This is a genomic window from Variovorax sp. OV329, from assembly GCF_900114785.1.
In the GTDB taxonomy this organism is placed as follows: domain Bacteria; phylum Pseudomonadota; class Gammaproteobacteria; order Burkholderiales; family Burkholderiaceae_C; genus Variovorax.
On the sequence record NZ_FOUG01000003.1, the window covers coordinates 388792 to 407592 of the forward strand.

Here is an 18801-nt window from a genome sequence, read left to right on the forward strand (position 1 = left end):
TGCGGACGGGTTGTGGCTGGCAGGCAAAATGCCTGGATGACCGACACCAAGACCTTGCTGCTCGTGGATGGCTCGAGCTACCTCTATCGCGCCTTCCATGCCATGCCCGACCTGCGCGCGGTGCCCGGCGATCCTTCCAGCCCCGCGACCGGTGCCATCCGCGGGATGATCAACATGATGACGGCGCTGCGCCGGGAGGTACGGGCCGACTACGCCGCCTGTGTATTTGACGCGCCCGGAAAGACCTTCCGCGACGAGTGGTATCCGGCCTACAAGGCCAACCGCTCGCCCATGCCGGACGACCTGCGCAGCCAGATCGACCCCATCCACGAAGTGGTGCGCCTGCTGGGCTGGCCGGTGCTGCACGTGCCCGACGTGGAGGCCGACGACGTCATCGGCACGCTGGCGCGCATCGGTGCCGCGCAGGGCATGGAAGTGATCGTCTCCAGCGGCGACAAGGACCTGAGCCAGCTGGTGACCGAGCACATCACCATCATCGACACCATGAACGGCAAGAAGCGGGACGTGGCCGGCGTCACCGCCGAGTTCGGCGTGCCGCCCAGCCTCATGGTCGACTACCAGACCCTGGTGGGCGACACCGTGGACAACGTGCCCGGCGTGCAGAAGGTGGGCCCGAAGACGGCGGCCAAGTGGCTGCTCGAATACGGCTCGCTGGACGCCCTGGTCGCCCGGGCGGCCGAGGTGAAGGGCGCCGCCGGCGAGAACCTGCGCCAGGCACTGGACTGGCTGCCGCAGGGCCGCCGCCTGGTCACCATCCGCACCGACTGCGACCTGAAGGAGCACATGCCCAGGCTGCCGTCGCTGGACGACCTCGAGCTGGGTGGCCAGCAGGTCGAGGCGCTCAAGGCCTTCTACGATCGCTACGGCTTCAAGAGCCTGGTGAGGGCGCTGGAATCGCAGGAGTCTCCACCCGAGCTGATCGGGGAAGTGCCCGGTCTCAGCGCGGGCTCCGGCGGCATCGAGGCATCGGCGCTGCGCGCCGCCGCCCCGGCCAGCAACCTGGTCTACGACACGGTGCTGACCTGGGAAGCCTTCGATGCCTGGCTCGCGAAGCTGGAAGCCGCCGAGCTCACCGCCATCGACACCGAGACCAGCTCCCTGGACGAGATGGTGGCCGAGATCGTGGGCCTGTCCTTAAGCGTGACGCCTGGCGAGGCGGCGTACGTGCCGCTGGGCCACAACTACCCGGACGCACCGGCGCAGCTGCCGACGAACGAGGTGCTCGCTCGCCTGAAGCCCTGGCTGGAAGATGAAAGCAAGAAAAAGCTCGGCCAGCACATCAAGTACGACCGCCACGTGTTCGCCAACCACGGCATCGAGGTCAAGGGCTATGCGCACGACACCATGCTGCAGAGCTACGTGCTCGAAGTGCACAAGCCCCATGGCCTGACCAGCCTGGCCGAGCGCCACCTGGGCCGCACCGGCATCGAGTACGAGGACCTGTGCGGCAAGGGCGCGCACCAGATCGCCTTCTCGCAGGTGGACATCGCCAAGGCGGCCGAGTACGCCTGCGAGGACTCCGACCTCACGCTGGACGTGCATCGCTTCCTGTGGCCGCAGCTGCAAGCCAACGAGCAGCTGCGCTTCATCTACCAGCTGGAGATGGACAGCAGCGAGGCGCTCTACCGCGTGGAGCGCAACGGCGTGCTGATCGATGCGCCCACGCTTGCCGCCCAAAGCCACGAACTGGGCACCCGCATCATGGCGCTGGAGCAGGAGGCCTACGCGCTGGCCGGCCAGCCCTTCAACCTGGGCAGCCCCAAGCAGATCGGCGACATCTTCTTCAACAAGCTGGGCCTGCCGGTGGTGAAGAAGACACCCAGCGGCGCGCCGAGCACCGACGAGGAGGTGCTGGAGAAGCTGGCCGAGGACTTTCCGCTGCCGGCCAAGATCCTGGAGCACCGCAGCCTCTCGAAGCTCAAGGGCACCTACACCGACAAGCTGGGCCAGCTGGCCCATCCGCGCAGCGGCCGGGTGCACACCCACTACGCGCAGGCGGTGGCCGTCACCGGGCGCCTGTCGAGCAACGACCCCAACCTGCAGAACATCCCGATCCGCACGCCCGAGGGCCGGCGCGTGCGCGAGGCCTTCGTGGCGCCGGCGGGCAGCCAGATCGTGAGCTGCGACTACTCGCAGATCGAGCTGCGCATCATGGCCCACATCAGCGGCGACGAGGCGCTGCTGCGCGCCTTCACCGACGGCGTGGACGTGCACCGCGCCACCGCATCGGAAGTGTTCGGCGTGGCGCCCGAGCAGGTGAGCAGCGAACAGCGCCGCTACGCCAAGGTGATCAACTTCGGCCTGATCTACGGCATGAGCAGCTTCGGCCTGGCGCGCAACCTGGGCATCGAGAACGCCGCGGCCAAGAGCTACATCGACCGCTACTTCGCGCGCTACCCCGGCGTGAAAGCCTACATGGACGACACGCGCCAGTCGGCCAAGGAGAAGGGTTACGTGGAGACGGTGTTCGGCCGGCGCCTGTACCTGCCCGAGATCAGGTCGCCCAACGGCCCGCGCCGCGGCGCTGCCGAGCGGGCCGCCATCAACGCGCCCATGCAGGGCACCGCGGCCGACCTGATCAAGCTGAGCATGGTGAAGATCCAGGACGTGCTCGACGCCGAGAAGCGCGCCACCCGGATGATCATGCAGGTGCACGACGAACTGGTTTTCGAAGTGCCCGACGCCGAGATCGAATGGGCCCGCACCGAGGTGCCGCGCCTGATGGCGGGCGTGGCCGAGCTCAAGGTGCCGCTGCTGGCGGAAGTCGGCGTGGGGCCCAACTGGGACAAGGCGCACTGACCCGACATTCAATGGAACAAGCAATCACAAGGAGACTCCCGAAGATGAAGTTTGCGCACACGACATTCGCCCCACTGGTATTCGCCATCGCCGGCTTCGCCGCGATGGCGCCGGCCCAAGCCGCCAAGGACGCACAGGTCCTGGCCGAAGCGGCGAAGCAGAAGCGGGCGCTGCTCGAGACGCTGAAGGAATACGTGTCGATCGAATCGGGCAGCCGCGACCTGGAGGGCCTGGACAAGCTTGCGAACCTGATTGCCGGCAAGCTGCGCGCCCTGGGCGGCAAGGTGGAACTGATCGAGCCCACCGGCGACGCGGTCTACCGCATGGAAGACACGCCCGAGAAGATCGGCAAGGTGGTGCGCGCCACCTTCACCGGCACGGGCACGAAGAAGATCATGCTGATCGCGCACATGGACACGGTGTACCAGCGCGGCATGCTGGAGAAGCAGCCCTTCCGCGTGGAAGGCGACAAGGCCTGGGGCCTGGGCATCGCAGACGACAAGCAGGGCGTGGCAGTCATCACGCACGTGGTGGCGCTGCTCAAGGCGCTGGACTTCAAGGACTACGGCACGCTGACGGTGCTGGTCAATGCCGACGAGGAGATCAGCTCGCCGGGCTCGCGCTCCCTGATCACCAAGCTGGGCAGCGAGCAGGATGCGGTGCTGTCCTTCGAAGGCGCGTCGATCAAGGAAGACAAGCTGTCGCTGGCCACCGCCGGTATTGCCTCGGTCACGCTCAACGTAAGTGGCAAGGCCTCGCACGCGGGCTCGGCGCCGGAAGCGGGCGTGAACGCGCTGTACGAACTCTCGCACCAGATCCTGCAGATGCGCGACCTGTCGGATCCGGCCACGGGCCTGAAGATGAACTGGACCATCGCCAAGGCCGGCACCAACCGCAACGTGATTCCGGCGAGCGCTTCGGCCGGCGCCGACGTGCGCGTGCTGAAGGTGAGCGACTACGACCGCATCGAGAAGCAGGTGCAGGAGCGGGTGAAGAAGCAATTGGTGCCCGAGGCCAAGGTCGATATGCGCTTCGAGCGGCGCCGTCCGCCGCTGGAGGCCAACAACGCATCGCGTGCGATGGCGGCGCATTCGCAGGGTATCTACAAGGAACTCGACCGGCCGCTGGGCGCCGACGCGGTGGCCGCAGGGGGCGGCACCGATGCGGCCTTTGCCGCCCGGCAGGCAAAGGGCGCCGTGGTCGAGCGCTACGGACTGCAGGGCTTCGGCGCGCACTCGGCGGACGCGGAGTACGTGCTGATCGACTCCATCGAGCCCCGGTTGTACCTGGCGGCCCGGCTGATCATGGACATCTCGCGCGGGCAAGTGCCCGGGATGTGAGCAGTGGTTTCGGGGCTAGCCCCGGGCCAGCGCCTCGGCCACTCGAATCGCCGAACCAAATGCCAAGGTGAAACCCAGCGCCCCATGCCCTGTGTTGAACAACAGGTTGGACGGCGCATCCGGATGCCGGCCGATGATCGGCCGCCCGGTGGGCGTCGCCGGACGCATCCCCGTCCAGGGGTGCAGCTCCTCGAACCGGCTCGCATGCGGAAACAGCTCGCGCGTTGCCGCCTCCAGCGTCTCGATGCGCTCGGCCGGAATGCTCGCGTCATGGCCCACCAGCTCGGCCATGCCCGCCACGCGCAGGCGCGAGCCGATGCGCGCGAACACCACCTTGCGGGCGCTGTCCGTCACGCTCACATGCGGCGCTGTCGCCCGGCCCTCTTCCACGTCCACCGTGATGCTGTATCCCTTGAGCGGATACACCGGCAGGTAAGCGCCCAGCTGGCGCGCCAGGCGCTGCGAAGTGCTGCCCAGCGCCAGTACGTAGGCGTCGGCCTCGAAGGGTCCCGCGCTGGTCCGCGCCGCGACCACGCGTCCACCCGACTCCACGAAACCCTGCACTTCCACGCCCAGTTGGAAAGCCACGCCACGCTGCGCCAGGGCGGCCTCGAGCTCGGTGCACAGCTTCAGGCAATCGGCCGCGCATTCGCCGGGCGTGTGGATCGCGCCGGCCATGCGCTCGCGGTAGTGGACCAGCGCCGGCTCGATCGCGACGCATTCGTCGGGCGTCACCAGCCGTTGCGGGCTGCTCCCCAGTTCGCGCTGCAGGTCCAGTTGGCGGCGCGCGGATTCGAGCGAGGCGGCGCTGCTGTAGAGCACCAGCTTTCCGGTGGTGGAAAAGTCGCAGGCCGGCTCTAGCTCCAGCATCATCTCTTCGAATGCCTCGCGGCTCTGCGCGGCCAGGGCCAGCAGCTGCGAGGTGGTCTCGCGAGACGTGTCGGCATCGCAGGCCTCCAGGAAGGCCAGGCCCCATCGCCACTGCAGCGGATCGAGCGCGGGCCGAAGCTTGAGCGGAGAACTGGGCGAGAGCAGCAGCTTGGGCAACTGCTTCCAGATCGACGGGTCGGCCAGGGGCTGGACGTACGAATAGCTCAGCTGCGCGCCATTGCCGCCGCTGGCCCCATGGCCAGGCGCATCGCGCTCGATCACGCTCACCTCGTAGCCCTCGCGGTGCAGCTGCCAGGCGGTGGCCAGCCCGACGATGCCGGCGCCCAGGACGCAAACATGCTTTGGTTTCATTGAAGCCCCATTGTGTTGGCAAACGCCGGACCCGCGCCTGGAAAGGTCTGCATCGGGTCTGCCGCCATTGCGCGGCTGCGAAGCTCCTTCCTACACTGGCCCCGCTCTTGCTAAAGCCAAGGCCACGTCCATAAATAGTCAATCGAAAGGTTCGAATGAAGAAGAAACTATCCGTCCTGTTCGCGACCCTGACCCTCGCCGCCACCGGCGCGCACGCCGCCGACACGCTGGCCAAGATCGCCCAGAGCGGCAAGATCACCCTGTCCTACCGCGAGTCCTCGGTGCCCTTCAGCTACCTGAACGGGCCGAGCCAGCCGATCGGCTTCTCGGTCGAGCTGTCCAACGCGGTGGTCGATGCGGTCAAGAAGAAGCTGAACAAGCCCAACCTGGAAGTGGCCTGGATGCCGGTGACCTCGCAGAACCGGATCCCGCTGATCAGCAACGGCACCGTCGACCTGGAGTGCGGCTCCACCACCAACAACAGCGCGCGCGGCAAGGAAGTGAGCTTTGCCATCAACCACTTCTACACCGGCACGCGCCTGCTGGTGAAGAAGAGCAGCAAGATCAAGGACTACGCCGACCTGGCCAAGAAGACGGTGGCTTCCACCACCGGCACCACCAATGCGCAGGTCATGCGCAAGTACAACAACGACAAGGGCCTGGACATGGACATCGTGCTGGCCAAGGACCATGCCGATGCCTTCCTGCTGGTGGAGTCGGACCGCGCCGTGGCCTTCGCCATGGACGACATCCTGCTGTTCGGCCTGATGAGCAACGCCAAGACGCCCTCCGATTTCGAAGTGGTGGGCGAGTCGCTGCAGGTGGAACCCTACGCCTGCATGCTGGCCAAGGACGACACCGCCTTCAAGAAGGTGGTGGACGACACCATCATCGGCCTGATGAAGAGCGGCGAGTTCGAGAAGATGTACAACAAGTGGTTCCTGTCGCCCATCGCGCCCAAGAACACGCCGCTGGGCCTGCCCATGAGCCAGCAGCTGCGCGACAACATCAAGGCGCCCAGCGACAAGCCAGCCACTTGACAGCGTTGCTAAGATGACCGGAAGTGCTGCCACCCCAGTGGCAGCGCAGGTCACCTTTCCTGGGATGAAAAGCCGGCCCGCGCCGGCTTTCCCTTTTTCTGCATCGTCATGACTCTTCTTGCCATCCTTGTGGCGACCCTGGTCGCGGGTATCGGCAGCGTGTGGATCGCCGCCTTGCTGATGCGCCTGCGCCGCAGCGGCAGCAGCGCGGCCGATGCCGCCAGCGGCGCGCAGTCGCTCCTGAGCCTGGCCGCCGGTGCCTTGCTGGCCACTGCCTTCATGCACCTGCTGCCCGAGGCCTTCGAGAGCGGCCTGGCGCCTGGTGCGCTCTTCGCCACGCTGCTGGGCGGCCTGGTGCTGTTCTTCCTGCTGGACAAGGCGGAGCTGTGGCACCACGGGCATGAGCACCATCACGGCGGGCATGCGCATGGCCACGAGGACCATGCCCACGATCATCAGCATGACCACCACCACCAGCATCATCACCACGCGCCGCGCTCCGGCGGTGGCTGGGCGGTGCTGACGGGCGACAGCGTGCACTGCTTCGGCGACGGCGTCCTGATCGCCTCGGCCTTCATGGCCGACCTGCGGCTGGGTGCGGTGGCGGCGCTGGCGGTGCTGGCGCACGAGGTGCCGCACCACATCGGCGACCTGGTCGTGCTGCGCCGCAGCTCGTCCGACGCGCGTGCCGCGCTGATCAAGGTCTCGCTGGCCGGCACCATGACGGCGCTGGGCGGGTTGGCCGGCTGGTGGCTGGTCGACCAGCTGCAGGCCTTCCTGCCGTACTTTCTGGTGCTGGCCAGCAGCAGCTTCATCTACGTGGCGCTGGCCGACCTGATCCCGCAGCTGCAAAAACGCCTGAGCGCGCGCCAGACGGGCGCCCAGGTCGCCTGGCTGCTGGCCGGCATCGCGATGGTGACGCTGGTGAGCCTGGCGGTGCACGGCGGGCATGACCATGACCACCGCGACCACGGGCAACACGACGAGGCGGATCACCGTCACTGAATCGCCACGGCCCGGCGGCAAACTTTCTGACACGCACTGGCCCTAGAAAAAGCGCGCGAACGCGCGCAACATCGGGTTTTGCCTTGCCCGCCTAGGAAGTCCCGACCATGAAGCGCCAAGAAGCCAAAGTTCAGCCCGCCAAAACCGCCGCCACCGAAGCCAAGGGCCGCAAGCCCCTGCCGGGCGACGGCGAGGTCTTCGATCCGCCCGAAACCGAAGTCGACGACGAAACCGATGCCTTCGACGAACTCGAAGAGGAAACCGGGCTCGACCTCAGCGACGCCAGCGAGCTGGATGCCGACAACGTGACCGCGGACGAGGAATTCGACCGGGTGATGCAGGCCCCGGACTGAGCATTCGGTTCAGGCCCGTGCCCTGGATCAGGGCTGCGCGCCCTGGCGCGTCGGCAAGCCCGGCGTGTTGCTCCACTCGCTCCAGCTGCCCGCGTACAGCGCGGTCCCGCCCAGGCCGGCGATCTGCATGGCCAGCAGGTTGGGCACGGCGCTCACGCCGCTGCCGCACTGGTGCACCACCGTCGCAGGATCGCGTCCGCCTAGCAGGGCTTCGAACTCGGCGCGCAGTTGCGCGGCTGGCTTGAAGCGCCCGTCGGGCCCGAGGTTCTCCGCAAAGGGCCGGTTGAGCGCGCCGGGAATGTGCCCGGCGATCGGGTCCAGCGGCTCCACCTCGCCGCGGTAGCGCGGCGCGGCCCGTGCGTCGATCAGCGTCTGGGCCGGGTCCTCGAGCCGGTCGGCCACGGCGCGCGTGCCCACCAGGGCCACCAGCGGCGTCCCAGTCACGAAGTTGGAGCGGAAATGTGCAGGCTCTTCCGCGCTGCCAACCTCGCCGCCGGCGGCCTGCCAGGCGTGCAGCCCGCCGTCGAGCACCGCCACCGCATCATGGCCCATCCACTTGAGCATCCACCACAGGCGCCCGCAGTAGTTGGCGCCGTTGCGGTCGTACACCACGGCCTGCATCTCGTTGGAAAAGCCCACGCTGGACAGCCACGCGGCGAATGTCTCGCGGCTGGGCAAGGGGTGGCGCCCGCCGGACGCGGGCGCGCCGGCTTCCTTCTGCGCGATCACCACGCCGCCCTTGCCGGGCATGCCGTGCTTGGCGCTCAGTGCGGTGTCCAGGTTGGCGTAGACCGCACCGGGGATGTGGGCCTCCCGGTAAAGACGTTCGCCCGCGTCGGGCTGCATGAGGTCGAAGCTGCAGTCGAAGACCATGAGCGGCGCCTTGGCGTCGCGCAGGGCCATCAGCTCGTTGACGGAGATCAGGGTGGTGTAGGCCATGGCAGGACTTGCTCCTGATGAACGAAGGGGTTTCAGTGTTCCTCGGCGGGGGCCTTGGGCACGGCACGCTGGCGCAGCACCGTGGCCGCGATGCCGCTGGCCACGATCAGCCCCATGCCGCTCCAGCCCATCGCGTCGATGTGGTCGTTGAAGATGATGAGACTGTAGATCGCCGCGAACACGATGCCGGAATATTGCAGGTTTGCGACCACCAGCGTGGCCGCCTGGGTCTTGGCGGTGGCGTAGGCGCGCGTCATGCACAGCTGCCCCAGGGCGGCCAGCACGCCCACCGGCAGCAGCCACAGCGCATGGCCCCAGTCCCAGGCGGAGACGCCGGTGAGCAGCGTGGCGATGCCACCGGCCACCAGGGAGCCCAGGGCGAAATAGAAGACCGTGCGGGTCTCGGGCTCGCCGATGCGCGACAGCGCGATGACCTGCATGTAGGCAAATGCGGCCGTCAGGCCCGACAGCAGCCCCATCAGGCCGGCGAAGCCCTCGTTGGCGCCCATCGTGGGACGCAGCATCAGCACCACGCCGCCGAAGCCGACGAGCACGGTGAGCACCAGCGGGGCCTGCAGCGGCGGGCGCTGGGCCCGGCCGTCGCGCCCCGGAATGGGCACCCAGGCAAGCAGCGCGCCGCCCACCAGGAAGGCGGCGATCCACACGCTGCTCATGTAGTTGAGGGTCATGGCCGTGGCCAGCGGCATGTTGGCGATCGCGTAGAACCAAGCGGCCAGCGAGAACACGCCGATCAGGCTGCGCCAGGCGTGCATGCCCGGGTAGCGCGTGGCCAGCGACACGCCTTGCCGGCGCGCCAGCAGCCACAGGAAGACGACGCCGATGGCGCCGCGCCAGAACACCAGTTCGGCGCTGGTGAACCAGCTGGACGCGAGCTTGACGCACACCCCCATCGAAGCGAAGAAGAGGGCGGCCAAGACCATCCAGAGGGCTTGCATGTGCTGCTGCGTCCTAGAAATGAGCTCCGGCGCCGCAAGCATGGCGCCGGAGGATGGAAGAAGAAAGAAAGCGGATCAGGCAGCGCCGGAATCGTTCGCGGCCGTCTGGGCGCGGTACCACTCGTGGAAGTGCTGCATGCCGTCTTCCATGGGGCTCTGGTAGGGGCCGGACTCGTCGTCGCCGCGCAGCATGAGCGCGCGGCGGCCGGCGTCCATGCGCACCGCGATCTCGTCGTCTTCCACGCAGGTTTCCATGTAGGCGGCACGCTGCGCCTCGACGAACTCGCGCTCGAAGGCGACGATCTCCTCGGGGTAGAAGAACTCCACCATGTTCAGCGTCTTCTGCGGCCCGATGGGGTGCAGCGTGGAGACGGTGAGCACGTGCGGATACCACTCGATCATGATGTGCGGGTAGTAGGTGAGCCAGATCGCGCCGAACTTGGGCGGCTTGCCCTCGCGGTACTTGAGCAGCTCCTCCTGCCAGCGCTGGTACACCGGGCTCCCGGCGCGGCCCAGGCGGTTGGCCACGCCCACCGTCTGCACCGAGTAGTTCTTCTTGAACTCCCAGCGCAGGTCGTCGCAGGTGACGAAGCTGCCCAGGCCCGGGTGGAAGGGGCCCACGTGGTAGTCCTCGAGGTAGACCTCGATGAAGGTCTTCCAGTTGTAGTTGCACTCGTGCAGCTCGACGTGGTCGAGGGTGTAGCCGCCGAAGTCGAGTTCGGCACGCGGCCCCAGGCCCGCCAGGTCGGCCGCCACGTCGCGACCGTTGGCCTCGAACAGCAGGCCGTTCCATTCGGTCAGCGGGTAGTTGTGCAGGTTCAGGCAGGGGTCCTGCGAGAAATGCGGCGCGCCGATCAGCGTGCCGGTGGTGCGGGGGTCGGCCGCGGCGTAGGTCCAGCGGTGCAGCGGGCAGATGATGTTGCCGCCGCTCTGGGCGTCCAGGCTGCCGCGGCCCTGCAGGATCACGGCCTGGCGGTGCCGGCAGACGTTGGAGACCAGCTCCACGCCCTTGGGCGTGTGCAGCAGCGCCCGGCCCTCGTGTTCCTGGGGCAGGGTATGGAAGTTGCCCGGTTCGGGCACGGCCAGGCGATGACCGACGTACCGGGGGCCCCTGGCGAACAAGGTCTGCATCTCGCGGGCGAAGAGCGCCTCGTCGAAGTACGCGGACACATGGAGTTGGCTGGAGGCCTGCTGCAGTTGAAGACTTAAATCAGACATGGGCGACCTGACCAAGCTCCCCACAGGGAGACGACGCTAAGAAAAGCTGGGCAGTGAGCAAGCCCGGCCGCGTGGCGCACGCACGCGAAAGGCACGTTGCACGAAAAAAGAGGGGCAATTGTACCCGGCACCCGGCAGGGCGGCCGAGCCCTAAAATCCCCTGTTTGACCGCGAGAGAGCATGCCCAAGGCATCCCCATCCATTTCCCCCGAAACGAGCGAGCTGCCGGCCACCTACGAGGCCGGCCTGGCCGAACTCGAGCAACTGGTCTCGGCCCTCGAATCGGGCCAGCTTCCGCTCGACCAGCTGCTGGCCAGCTATCAGCGCGGGGCCGCCTTGCTGGGCTTCTGCCGCGACAAGCTGCAGGCCGTGGAGGACCAGATCAAGGTGCTGGACGCGGGCAGCCTCAAGACCTGGGCACCCGAGTGATGGCCGCCGTGATGCAAGAAGAAGACGAGCGCTGGGACGCCGCCCGCCTGTCGGCCTGGAGCGATCCGCAGCTGGCCCGCGTCGAGGCTGCACTTTCGGACTGGGTGGGCGTGAACGCCCCCGTGCTGCTGGGCGACGCCATGCGCTACGCGGTGCTCGACGGCGGTAAGCGCCTGCGGCCCCTGCTGGTGCTGGCCGCCAGCGAAGCCGTGGGCGGCAACGGCGACGCCGCCCTGCGCGCCGCCTGCGCGGCAGAACTCATCCACGCCTATTCGCTGGTGCACGACGACCTGCCCTGCATGGACAACGACGTGCTGCGCCGGGGCAAGCCCACGGTGCACGTCAAGTTCGGCGAGGCCGACGCCCTGCTGGCCGGCGACGCCCTGCAGGCCCTGGCCTTCGAGCTGCTCACCCCCGAGGACGCGAGCTTCGCCCCCGCCGTGCAGGCGCGCCTGTGCCGCCTGCTGGCGCGCGCCGCCGGCAGCGAAGGCATGGCCGGCGGCCAGGCCATCGACCTGGCCAGCGTCGGCGTGGCCCTGGACGAAGAAAGCCTGCGCCGCATGCACCGCTTGAAGACCGGCGCGCTGCTGCAGGGCAGTGTCGAGATGGGGGCGGCCTGCGCCGAGCAGGTGCCCGCCGTTGCGCTGGCCGGCCTGCGCGACTATGGTGCCGCCCTGGGGCTGGCCTTCCAGATCGTCGACGACATCCTGGACGTGACGGCCGACTCCCTGACCCTGGGCAAGACGGCCGGCAAGGACGCCGCCGCCGACAAGCCCACCTACGTTTCCCTGCTCGGCCTCGAAGGCGCACGCGCCGAGGCGGCGCAGCTGCACCGCGAGGCCCTGGCCGCGCTCGATCGCAGCGGCCTCTTGCAGACCGGCGCCCTGCGGGCCCTGTCCAGCATGGTGGTCGAGCGCGATCGATAACTACACAAACCCACCGAACTGATGGTTCCGCTCCTACCCACGATCAACGACCCCTCGCAGCTGCGCGGCCTGGACCGCGCTCAGCTCATGCAGCTGGCCGACGAGGTGCGTGCCTGCGTGCTCGACAACGTCTCGCGCACCGGCGGCCACCTGAGCTCCAACCTGGGCACGGTGGAACTCACGGTGGCCCTGCACCACGTGTTCGACACGCCGCACGACCGCGTGGTGTGGGACGTGGGCCACCAGACCTACCCGCACAAGATCCTCACCGGCCGGCGCGAGCGCATGCCCACGCTGCGCCAGCTCGGTGGCCTGTCGGGCTTTCCGCAGCGCAGCGAGAGCGAGTACGACACCTTCGGCACCGCGCATTCGTCCACCAGCATCTCCGCCGCCCTGGGCATGGCCATGGCGGCCAAGCAGAAGGGCGAGAACCGGCATGCGATTGCCGTCATCGGCGACGGCGCCCTGACCGCGGGCATGGCCTTCGAGGCCTTGAACAACGCCGGGGTGTGCGACTGCAAGCTGCTGGTCATCCTCAACGACAACGACATGTCGATCAGCCCGCCGGTGGGCGCGCTCAACCGCTACCTGGCGCAGTTGATGAGCGGCAACTTCTACGCCGCCGCCAAGAACGTGGGCAAGACCGTGCTGCGCAAGGCGCCACCGCTGTTCGAGCTGGCCAAGCGGCTGGAGGAGCAGGCCAAGGGCATGGTGGTGCCGGCCACGCTGTTCGAGAAGTTCGGCTTCAACTACGTGGGCCCCATCGACGGCCACGACCTCGACTCGCTCATTCCCACGCTGGAGAACCTCAAGCACCTGGACGGCCCGCAGTTCCTGCACGTGGTCACCAAGAAGGGCCAGGGCTACAAGCTGGCCGAGGCCGATCCGGTGGCCTACCACGGCCCGGGCAAGTTCGATCCGTCCGTGGGCCTGGTCAAGCCGGCCAGCGCGCCCAAGACCACCTTCACCCAGGTCTTCGGCCAGTGGCTGTGCGACATGGCCGCGCAGGACGCGCGCCTGGTGGGCATCACGCCGGCCATGCGCGAGGGCTCGGGCCTGGTGGAATTCGAGCAGCGCTTTCCCGACCGCTATTACGACGTGGGCATCGCCGAGCAGCATGCCGTGACCTTCGCCGCCGGCCTGGCCTGCGAGGGCCTGAAGCCGGTGGTGGCCATCTATTCCACCTTCCTGCAGCGCGCCTACGACCAGCTGATCCACGACGTGGCCATCCAGAACCTGCCGGTGGTGTTCGCACTCGACCGCGCGGGCCTGGTGGGCGCGGACGGCGCGACGCATGCGGGTGCCTACGACATCCCCTTCCTGCGCTGCATTCCCAACATGAGCATCGCCTGCCCGGCCGACGAGGCCGAGTGCCGGCAGCTGCTCACCAGCGCCTTCGAGCAGGACCACCCGGTGTCGGTGCGCTATCCGCGCGGCGCCGGCGTGGGCAAGGTGCCGCATGCCACGCTGGATGCGCTGCCTCTGGGCAAGGGCGAGATCCGCCGGCAGGGCTCGCGGATCGCGGTGCTGGCCTTCGGCACCATGCTCTACCCGGCACTGGCCGCGGGCGAGGCGCTGGGCGCCACGGTGGCCAACATGCGCTGGGTCAAGCCGCTGGACCGCGAACTGCTGCTGGAGATCGCGCGCACGCACGATTGCCTGGTGACGGTGGAAGAGGGCGCCCTCATGGGCGGCGCCGGCAGCGCCGTCTCGGAGGCGCTGCAGGAAGCCGGTCTCATCCGCCCGATGCTGCAATTGGGCCTGCCCGACCGCTTCATCGAGCATGGCGATCCGGCCAAGCTGCTCTCGGCCATCGGCCTGGACGCGCCGGGTATCGAGAAGTCCATCCGCGAACGCTTCGGACACCTGCTCGATGAGGGTTTTTCCGGGGGAAAGTCCCGAGCCAGCGCTGTGTAAGCGCTTTTTACAATCGTTCGGCTGAAACAAGTCGTCAGCGCGGCCACGAGCCGCGTTTTCTTTTGTCCCTACCCCAAGTTTCTCGGAGTCAAATTCAATGGATCGTCGTTCCCTTATCAAGAACGCTGGCATCGCCGGCGTCCTGGCTGCCGGCATCGCGCCCGCCGTTCACGCGCAGGCTGCGGTCCGCTGGCGCCTGGCTTCCAGCTTCCCGAAGCCGCTGGACACGATCTATGGCGGTGCCGAAGTCTTCGCCGCTGCCGTCAAGGCCATGTCGGGCGGCAAGTTCGAGATCTCGGTGCATGCAGCCGGTGAACTGATGCCCGCCTTCGGCGTGGTGGACGGCGTGCAGCAGGGCTCGGTGGAAATGGCCCACACGGTGCCTTACTACTTCTACGGCAAGAACCCCGCCTTCGCGATCGGCTCGGCGATTCCCTTCGGCATGAACGCGCGCCAGATGAACGCGTGGATGATGCACGGCAACGGCCGCAAGCTCATGGACGAGTTCTATGCCAACTACGGCATGCTGAGCCTGGCCGGCGGCAACACGGGCACCCAGATGGGCGGCTGGTTCCGCAAGGAAATCAAGACCGTGGCCGACCTCAAGGGCCTGAAGATGCGCCTGGGCGGCGGCCTGGTGGGCGACGTCATGACCAAGATGGGCGTGGTGCCCCAGAGCCTGCCCGGTGGCGAGATCTACCAGGCGCTGGAGAAGGGCACCATCGACGCGGCCGAGTGGGTCGGTCCTTACGACGACCAGAAGCTGGGCTTCAACAAGGTCGCCCCGAACTACTACTACCCCGGCTGGTGGGAAGGCGGTCCGGAAGTGGACTTCTACATCAACAAGAAGGCCTTCGACGCGCTGACGCCCGAGTACAAGGCGATCGTCACTGCCGCCGCGGCCCAGGCCTCGGTGGACATGCTGGCCAAGTACGACGCCCGCAACCCCACCGCGCTGAAGCAACTGCTGGGCGCCAAGACCAAGCTGCTGCCCTTCAGCAAGGAAATCCTGGACGCCTCGTACAAGGCCTCGCAAGAGGTCTATGCCGAGAACAGCGCCAAGAGCCCCGAGTGGAAGAAGATCTTCGCCGACTTCCAGGCCTTCCAGCGCGACCAGGTGGCCTGGTTCCGTGTGGCCGAAGGGCGCTTCGACAGCTACATGCAGAGCATCAAGCTCTGATGACGGCATCGGCCGCCGATGGCGGCCGGGATCGGATGAAGAGAGCCGCACGCGATGTGCGGCTCTTTTTTTTTGGGGAGAGCCCTTCGCCTTTGCACGCTGGCGAGAGCTTGCGTTGCAGCAGTGGCGGTTGTGTGGGCCCAGCCGGCGCGGCGTCGCGACCGCCAAAAGCCATCGCCGGATGCGCCATCCGATGGCGTGCAACGTCGGCCTGCGCCGACAGTCGGAATCATCGGCAACGGTTAGAAGTCTTAGTGGCGAACGGCGCCGGCGGCCCTTGCTTCCATGGGCGCCTGCGCCTCGCTCGATGCGCCGAGCGCGGCCTCCACGGCTTCGCGCCTTGCCCCTGCCAACCGCTGTCGAGGGACCTGCTGTGATGAGACTTGGATTTTTGGGCCCCGGCGATCTACCGCTGGCCAATGCCGAAGTCACCTTGCTCGGCGAATTGAGAAAGGAACTGCTGCAACGGCCCGGCATCGTCGAAGACCGCAACTTCGAGACTGCCGACGCGTTGGTCCTGCACGAGCCGTGGGCCTTCAGGGAGTGGCGCTACATCGACCGGCTGATCGCCGATCCGGTCATCGGCCGCTTTGCGCACAAGGTCTACACCGTCAACAGCGACGACGCGGGCACGGGCCTGCTGCGCGGCGCTTACTGCTGCCTGCCGACGCGGCGCTTCGAGCCCGGCCTGCACGCGGCCATTCCCTTCTTCACCCGGCCCAACGAGGAAGTGCTCGCCCAGGCCGGCACGCCCCGGCCGCGTGCGCCTCTCCTTGCCACCTGGCGAGGCAACCCGAAGTCCAACCGCCGCTTGCGCGGCCACCTGCTGGAGATGCTGGCCCGCAATCCCTCCTTCCAGGTGGAGTCGACCGAGAGCTGGCTGGACCATGGCGAAGAGGAGAAGCTGCACTACGTGCGGCTGCTGCGCTCGGGCAAGTTCTCGCTGTGCCCAGCCGGTTGGGGAGCCGCTTCGATCCGGATCTTCGAGAGCATGGCCCTGGGCGTCGCGCCGGTCATCATCGCCGACGAGTTCGTGGAACCGGCCGGCCCCGACTGGCGCTCCTTCTCCTTACGGGTGCGCGAGGCGGACCTGGGGCAGCTCGAAGACATCCTGCGCCGCCACCTCGGCCGGCACGAGGCCATGGGCGAACGCGCCTACGAGGCCTGGCGCAAGTACTTCCAGCCCAGGCACCTGATGGGCTTCTATGCCGATGCGCTGCTGGGATGCATGCGCGCGAATGCCGCGCCGGGATCGCCGAAGGCGGAGATCGAGCGCTGGCGCTCGCACCGCATGTACCAGACCAACGGCTGGACGGTGCCGCAGCGCCTGTCGAACCGGCTCAGGCGGATGATGAAGCAGTAGCTGGAATCGGCACTAGAGCGCGCGCGCCTTGCGCAGCTCTTCGACCAGCCGCTCGAACTCGGCCAGCATCTGCGGCGAGGCCGCATAGAACACCGCGAACTTGCCCATCAGCGTGCGCGCATAGAGCCGCGGCGCGACGAGCCAGTCGAGCCCGCGGATGCGGATCAGCTTGCCGAAGGCCAGGTCGTCCAGGGCCATGTGCTTGTCCCAGATCCAGCGCTGGTGCAGGCCCTTGTCGTCCAGGCGGGTGGTGCTGGTCATGATGGAGAACCAGGTCCACACCATCAGCGCCATGCCGGCCAGGAACCAGCCCAGGCCGCTGGACCTGGCGCTGCCCAGCGCGCCGGCCGACCACAGTTGCCCCAGCCAGATGGCGCAGCCACCCACGATCACCGTGGCCAGCAGCTTGAAGGGCCGGGAGAATGCCGGCCCTTCGATGAAGCCCTCCGGGGTGGAGGGCACGAAACGAAACGGAGCGGGACCCAAGCGATGCCGTGTCAGTTCTTGGGCGCATCGCTCTTCGGCGGATCGCCGAAGGGATTCTCGCCGGTGCTGGCGCCTTCGCCTTCCTTCGCCGCGCCGTCCTTGGGCGCGTTGTCGAAGGGGTTCACGCCGCCCGAATCCTTGTCGGTCTCGGGCTCCGCATCGGGCACCACGATCTGGATCTTGTCGGTGTCGATCACCTCTTCCTTGGGCAGGAACATGGTCACCGTCTGCGGCACGAAGATCACGATGGCCACCAGGATCAGCTGCATCGCCACCCAGGGAATGGCGCCCATGTAGATGTCGCTGGACAGCACCGGCTTGTCGATGCGCTTTTCCTTGAACAGCGTGTCCGCGATGCCCCGCAGGTAGAACAGCGCGAAGCCGAAGGGCGGATGCATGAAGCTGGTCTGCATGTTCACGCACAGCAGCACGCCGAACCACACCAGGTCGATGCCCAGCGTGTGGGCCACCGGGCCCAGCATGGGCAGGATGATGAAGGCGATCTCGAAGAAGTCCAGGAAGAAGGCCAGGAAGAAGATGAACAGGTTGACCACGATCAGGAAGCCGATCTGGCCACCCGGCAGGCCGGTGAGCAGGTGCTCCACCCACTTGGCCCCGTCCACGCCCTGGAACACCATCGAGAACACGCGCGCGCCGATCAGGATGAACACGACCATGGCCGTCAGGCGCATCGTGCCCACCATGGCTTCCCACAGCAGCGCCTTCGACAGGCGCTTGTGCATGGCGGCCAGCAGCAGCGCACCCACCACGCCCATGGCGCCGGCTTCGGTCGGCGTGGCGATGGCGGTGTCGATGCCCGGCAGGCCACCCATGGAGCCCAGCACGGCGAAGATCAGGATGGCCGAGGGGATGATGCCGCGCAGGCACTTGGCCCACAGCTTGGGGCCGCTGAGCGTGCGCGCTTCCTTCGGGATGCCCGGGATGTGATGGGGCCGGAACACGCCCAGCAGGAAGGTGTAGAGCGCGAAGATCAGCACCTGCAGGATCGAGGGACCCCAGGCGCCGCGGTACATGTCGCCCACCGAGCGGCCGAGCTGGTCGGCCATCACGATCAGCACCAGCGAGGGCGGCACCAGCTGCGTGATGGTGCCCGAGGCCGCCAGCACGCCGGTGGCGTAGCGCATGTTGTAGCCGTAGCGGATCATCACCGGCAGCGAGATCAGCGCCATGGCGATCACCTGGCCGGCCACCGTGCCAGTGATGGCACCGAGGATGAAGCCCACGATGATCACCGAGTAGCCCAGGCCGCCGCGCACCGTGCCGAACAGCTGGCCCATGGAGTCCAGCATGTCCTCGGCCAGGCCGCACTTCTCCAGGATCGCACCCATGAAGGTGAAGAAGGGAATGGCCAGCAGCAGCTCGTTGGAGAGGATGCCGAAGATGTTGATCGGCAGGTTCTCCATGAACACCGCCGGGAACCACCCCATCTGGATGGCGAAGAAGCCCGAGGCCATGCCCAGCGCGGACAGCGAGAAGGCGACCGGGAAGCCGATCAGCATGATCACCACCAGCCCGGCGAACATGATCGGCGCGAAATTTTCCATCTGCATTTTGTTGTTGTCCTTC

Annotated in this window: 16 protein-coding genes; 10 read left to right on the forward strand and 6 right to left on the reverse strand. The window is 67.5% G+C overall.

Translation table 11 applies throughout. The annotated features are described in order from the left end of the window. Nucleotides 1-36: 36 nt before the first annotated feature. Together polA and BM345_RS07000 are read left to right on the forward strand one after the other, a co-directional pair. Entirely contained in the window at nt 37-2820 is a 2784-nt protein-coding gene (polA, locus tag BM345_RS06995; protein ID WP_093377072.1) for a DNA polymerase I, read from the forward strand. 104 nt (nt 2821-2924) lie between these two features. Next, a complete protein-coding gene (locus BM345_RS07000) occupies nt 2925-4160 on the forward strand; it encodes a M20/M25/M40 family metallo-hydrolase (protein ID WP_254789636.1) in 1236 nt (411 codons plus the stop codon). A gap of 15 nt (nt 4161-4175) precedes the next feature. On the opposite strand, the gene BM345_RS07005 is transcribed toward BM345_RS07000, so the two are convergent. Further along, nucleotides 4176-5402 (reverse strand): D-amino acid dehydrogenase, encoded by a 1227-nt coding sequence (locus BM345_RS07005; protein ID WP_093377078.1) that lies wholly within the window; start codon nt 5400-5402, stop codon nt 4176-4178. Nucleotides 5403-5557: 155 nt separating this feature from the next. Here BM345_RS07005 and BM345_RS07010 point away from each other — a divergent pair, with 155 nt between their 5' ends. From BM345_RS07010 to BM345_RS07020, 3 genes are all read left to right on the forward strand, one after another. Next, on the forward strand, nt 5558-6442 hold the full coding sequence (locus BM345_RS07010; protein ID WP_093377081.1) for a transporter substrate-binding domain-containing protein: 885 nt from the start codon (nt 5558-5560) through the stop codon (nt 6440-6442). Between the two features lie 108 nt (nt 6443-6550). Then, entirely contained in the window at nt 6551-7447 is an 897-nt protein-coding gene (locus BM345_RS07015) for a ZIP family metal transporter (RefSeq protein WP_093377085.1), read from the forward strand. Between the two features lie 107 nt (nt 7448-7554). After that, the gene (locus tag BM345_RS07020) at nt 7555-7800 is read left to right on the forward strand and encodes a hypothetical protein (protein WP_093377088.1); all 246 of its coding nucleotides are present in this window, start codon (nt 7555-7557) and stop codon (nt 7798-7800) included. Between the two features lie 27 nt (nt 7801-7827). Here BM345_RS07020 and BM345_RS07025 read toward each other — a convergent pair whose 3' ends face one another. From BM345_RS07025 to BM345_RS07035, 3 genes are all read right to left on the reverse strand, one after another. Continuing rightward, a complete protein-coding gene (locus BM345_RS07025) occupies nt 7828-8739 on the reverse strand; it encodes a sulfurtransferase (RefSeq protein WP_093377091.1) in 912 nt (303 codons plus the stop codon). A gap of 32 nt (nt 8740-8771) precedes the next feature. Next, nucleotides 8772-9695, reverse strand: coding sequence for a DMT family transporter (locus BM345_RS07030; RefSeq protein WP_175544926.1), 924 nt, complete (start codon nt 9693-9695; stop codon nt 8772-8774). A gap of 75 nt (nt 9696-9770) precedes the next feature. Further along, a complete protein-coding gene (locus tag BM345_RS07035) occupies nt 9771-10913 on the reverse strand; it encodes an aromatic ring-hydroxylating oxygenase subunit alpha (protein ID WP_093377097.1) in 1143 nt (380 codons plus the stop codon). Nucleotides 10914-11093: 180 nt separating this feature from the next. On the opposite strand from BM345_RS07035, the gene xseB reads away from it, so the two are divergent. The 5 genes from xseB to BM345_RS07060 all read left to right on the forward strand — a co-directional run bounded on the left by xseB (nt 11094) and on the right by BM345_RS07060 (nt 16728). Next, complete coding sequence (gene xseB, locus BM345_RS07040) at nt 11094-11342, forward strand: exodeoxyribonuclease VII small subunit (protein ID WP_093377100.1); 249 nt, start codon at nt 11094-11096, stop codon at nt 11340-11342. 11 nt (nt 11343-11353) lie between these two features. Next, a complete protein-coding gene (locus tag BM345_RS07045) occupies nt 11354-12268 on the forward strand; it encodes a polyprenyl synthetase family protein (protein ID WP_093377353.1) in 915 nt (304 codons plus the stop codon). 21 nt (nt 12269-12289) lie between these two features. Beyond that, nucleotides 12290-14185 carry a 1-deoxy-D-xylulose-5-phosphate synthase gene (gene dxs / locus BM345_RS07050; protein ID WP_093377103.1) on the forward strand — a complete coding sequence of 632 codons (1896 nt, stop codon included), beginning with the start codon at nt 12290-12292 and terminating at the stop codon, nt 14183-14185. Between the two features lie 97 nt (nt 14186-14282). Continuing rightward, nucleotides 14283-15365: a TRAP transporter substrate-binding protein gene (locus BM345_RS07055; RefSeq protein ID WP_093377105.1), complete on the forward strand. Its 1083-nt coding sequence runs from the start codon at nt 14283-14285 to the stop codon at nt 15363-15365. Between the two features lie 376 nt (nt 15366-15741). After that, on the forward strand, nt 15742-16728 hold the full coding sequence (locus tag BM345_RS07060) for an exostosin domain-containing protein (RefSeq protein ID WP_175544927.1): 987 nt from the start codon (nt 15742-15744) through the stop codon (nt 16726-16728). Nucleotides 16729-16740: 12 nt separating this feature from the next. Here BM345_RS07060 and BM345_RS07065 read toward each other — a convergent pair whose 3' ends face one another. Beyond that, nucleotides 16741-17190, reverse strand: a complete 450-nt coding sequence (locus tag BM345_RS07065) for a hypothetical protein (protein ID WP_254789621.1) — start codon at nt 17188-17190, stop codon at nt 16741-16743. A gap of 35 nt (nt 17191-17225) precedes the next feature. Further along, a complete protein-coding gene (locus tag BM345_RS07070; RefSeq protein WP_254789623.1) occupies nt 17226-18785 on the reverse strand; it encodes a TRAP transporter large permease in 1560 nt (519 codons plus the stop codon). Nucleotides 18786-18801: the final 16 nt, after the last annotated feature.

What these genes read in the sequence shown, in the direction of transcription:
- BM345_RS07000 (WP_254789636.1), top strand. Translation starts at nt 2,925, where the DNA reads ATGGCGCCGGCCCAAGCCGCCAAGGACGCACAGGTCCTGGCCGAAGCG.
- BM345_RS07055 (WP_093377105.1), top strand. Translation starts at nt 14,283, where the DNA reads ATGGATCGTCGTTCCCTTATCAAGAACGCTGGCATCGCCGGCGTCCTG.
- BM345_RS07025 (WP_093377091.1), bottom strand. Translation starts at nt 8,739, where the DNA reads ATGGCCTACACCACCCTGATCTCCGTCAACGAGCTGATGGCCCTGCGC.
- BM345_RS07045 (WP_093377353.1), top strand. Translation starts at nt 11,354, where the DNA reads ATGCAAGAAGAAGACGAGCGCTGGGACGCCGCCCGCCTGTCGGCCTGG.
- polA (WP_093377072.1), top strand. Translation starts at nt 37, where the DNA reads ATGACCGACACCAAGACCTTGCTGCTCGTGGATGGCTCGAGCTACCTC.
- BM345_RS07020 (WP_093377088.1), top strand. Translation starts at nt 7,555, where the DNA reads ATGAAGCGCCAAGAAGCCAAAGTTCAGCCCGCCAAAACCGCCGCCACC.
- dxs (WP_093377103.1), top strand. Translation starts at nt 12,290, where the DNA reads ATGGTTCCGCTCCTACCCACGATCAACGACCCCTCGCAGCTGCGCGGC.
- BM345_RS07060 (WP_175544927.1), top strand. Translation starts at nt 15,742, where the DNA reads ATGAGACTTGGATTTTTGGGCCCCGGCGATCTACCGCTGGCCAATGCC.
- BM345_RS07035 (WP_093377097.1), bottom strand. Translation starts at nt 10,913, where the DNA reads ATGTCTGATTTAAGTCTTCAACTGCAGCAGGCCTCCAGCCAACTCCAT.
- BM345_RS07005 (WP_093377078.1), bottom strand. Translation starts at nt 5,402, where the DNA reads ATGAAACCAAAGCATGTTTGCGTCCTGGGCGCCGGCATCGTCGGGCTG.
- xseB (WP_093377100.1), top strand. Translation starts at nt 11,094, where the DNA reads ATGCCCAAGGCATCCCCATCCATTTCCCCCGAAACGAGCGAGCTGCCG.
- BM345_RS07070 (WP_254789623.1), bottom strand. Translation starts at nt 18,785, where the DNA reads ATGCAGATGGAAAATTTCGCGCCGATCATGTTCGCCGGGCTGGTGGTG.
- BM345_RS07030 (WP_175544926.1), bottom strand. Translation starts at nt 9,695, where the DNA reads ATGCAAGCCCTCTGGATGGTCTTGGCCGCCCTCTTCTTCGCTTCGATG.
- BM345_RS07015 (WP_093377085.1), top strand. Translation starts at nt 6,551, where the DNA reads ATGACTCTTCTTGCCATCCTTGTGGCGACCCTGGTCGCGGGTATCGGC.
- BM345_RS07010 (WP_093377081.1), top strand. Translation starts at nt 5,558, where the DNA reads ATGAAGAAGAAACTATCCGTCCTGTTCGCGACCCTGACCCTCGCCGCC.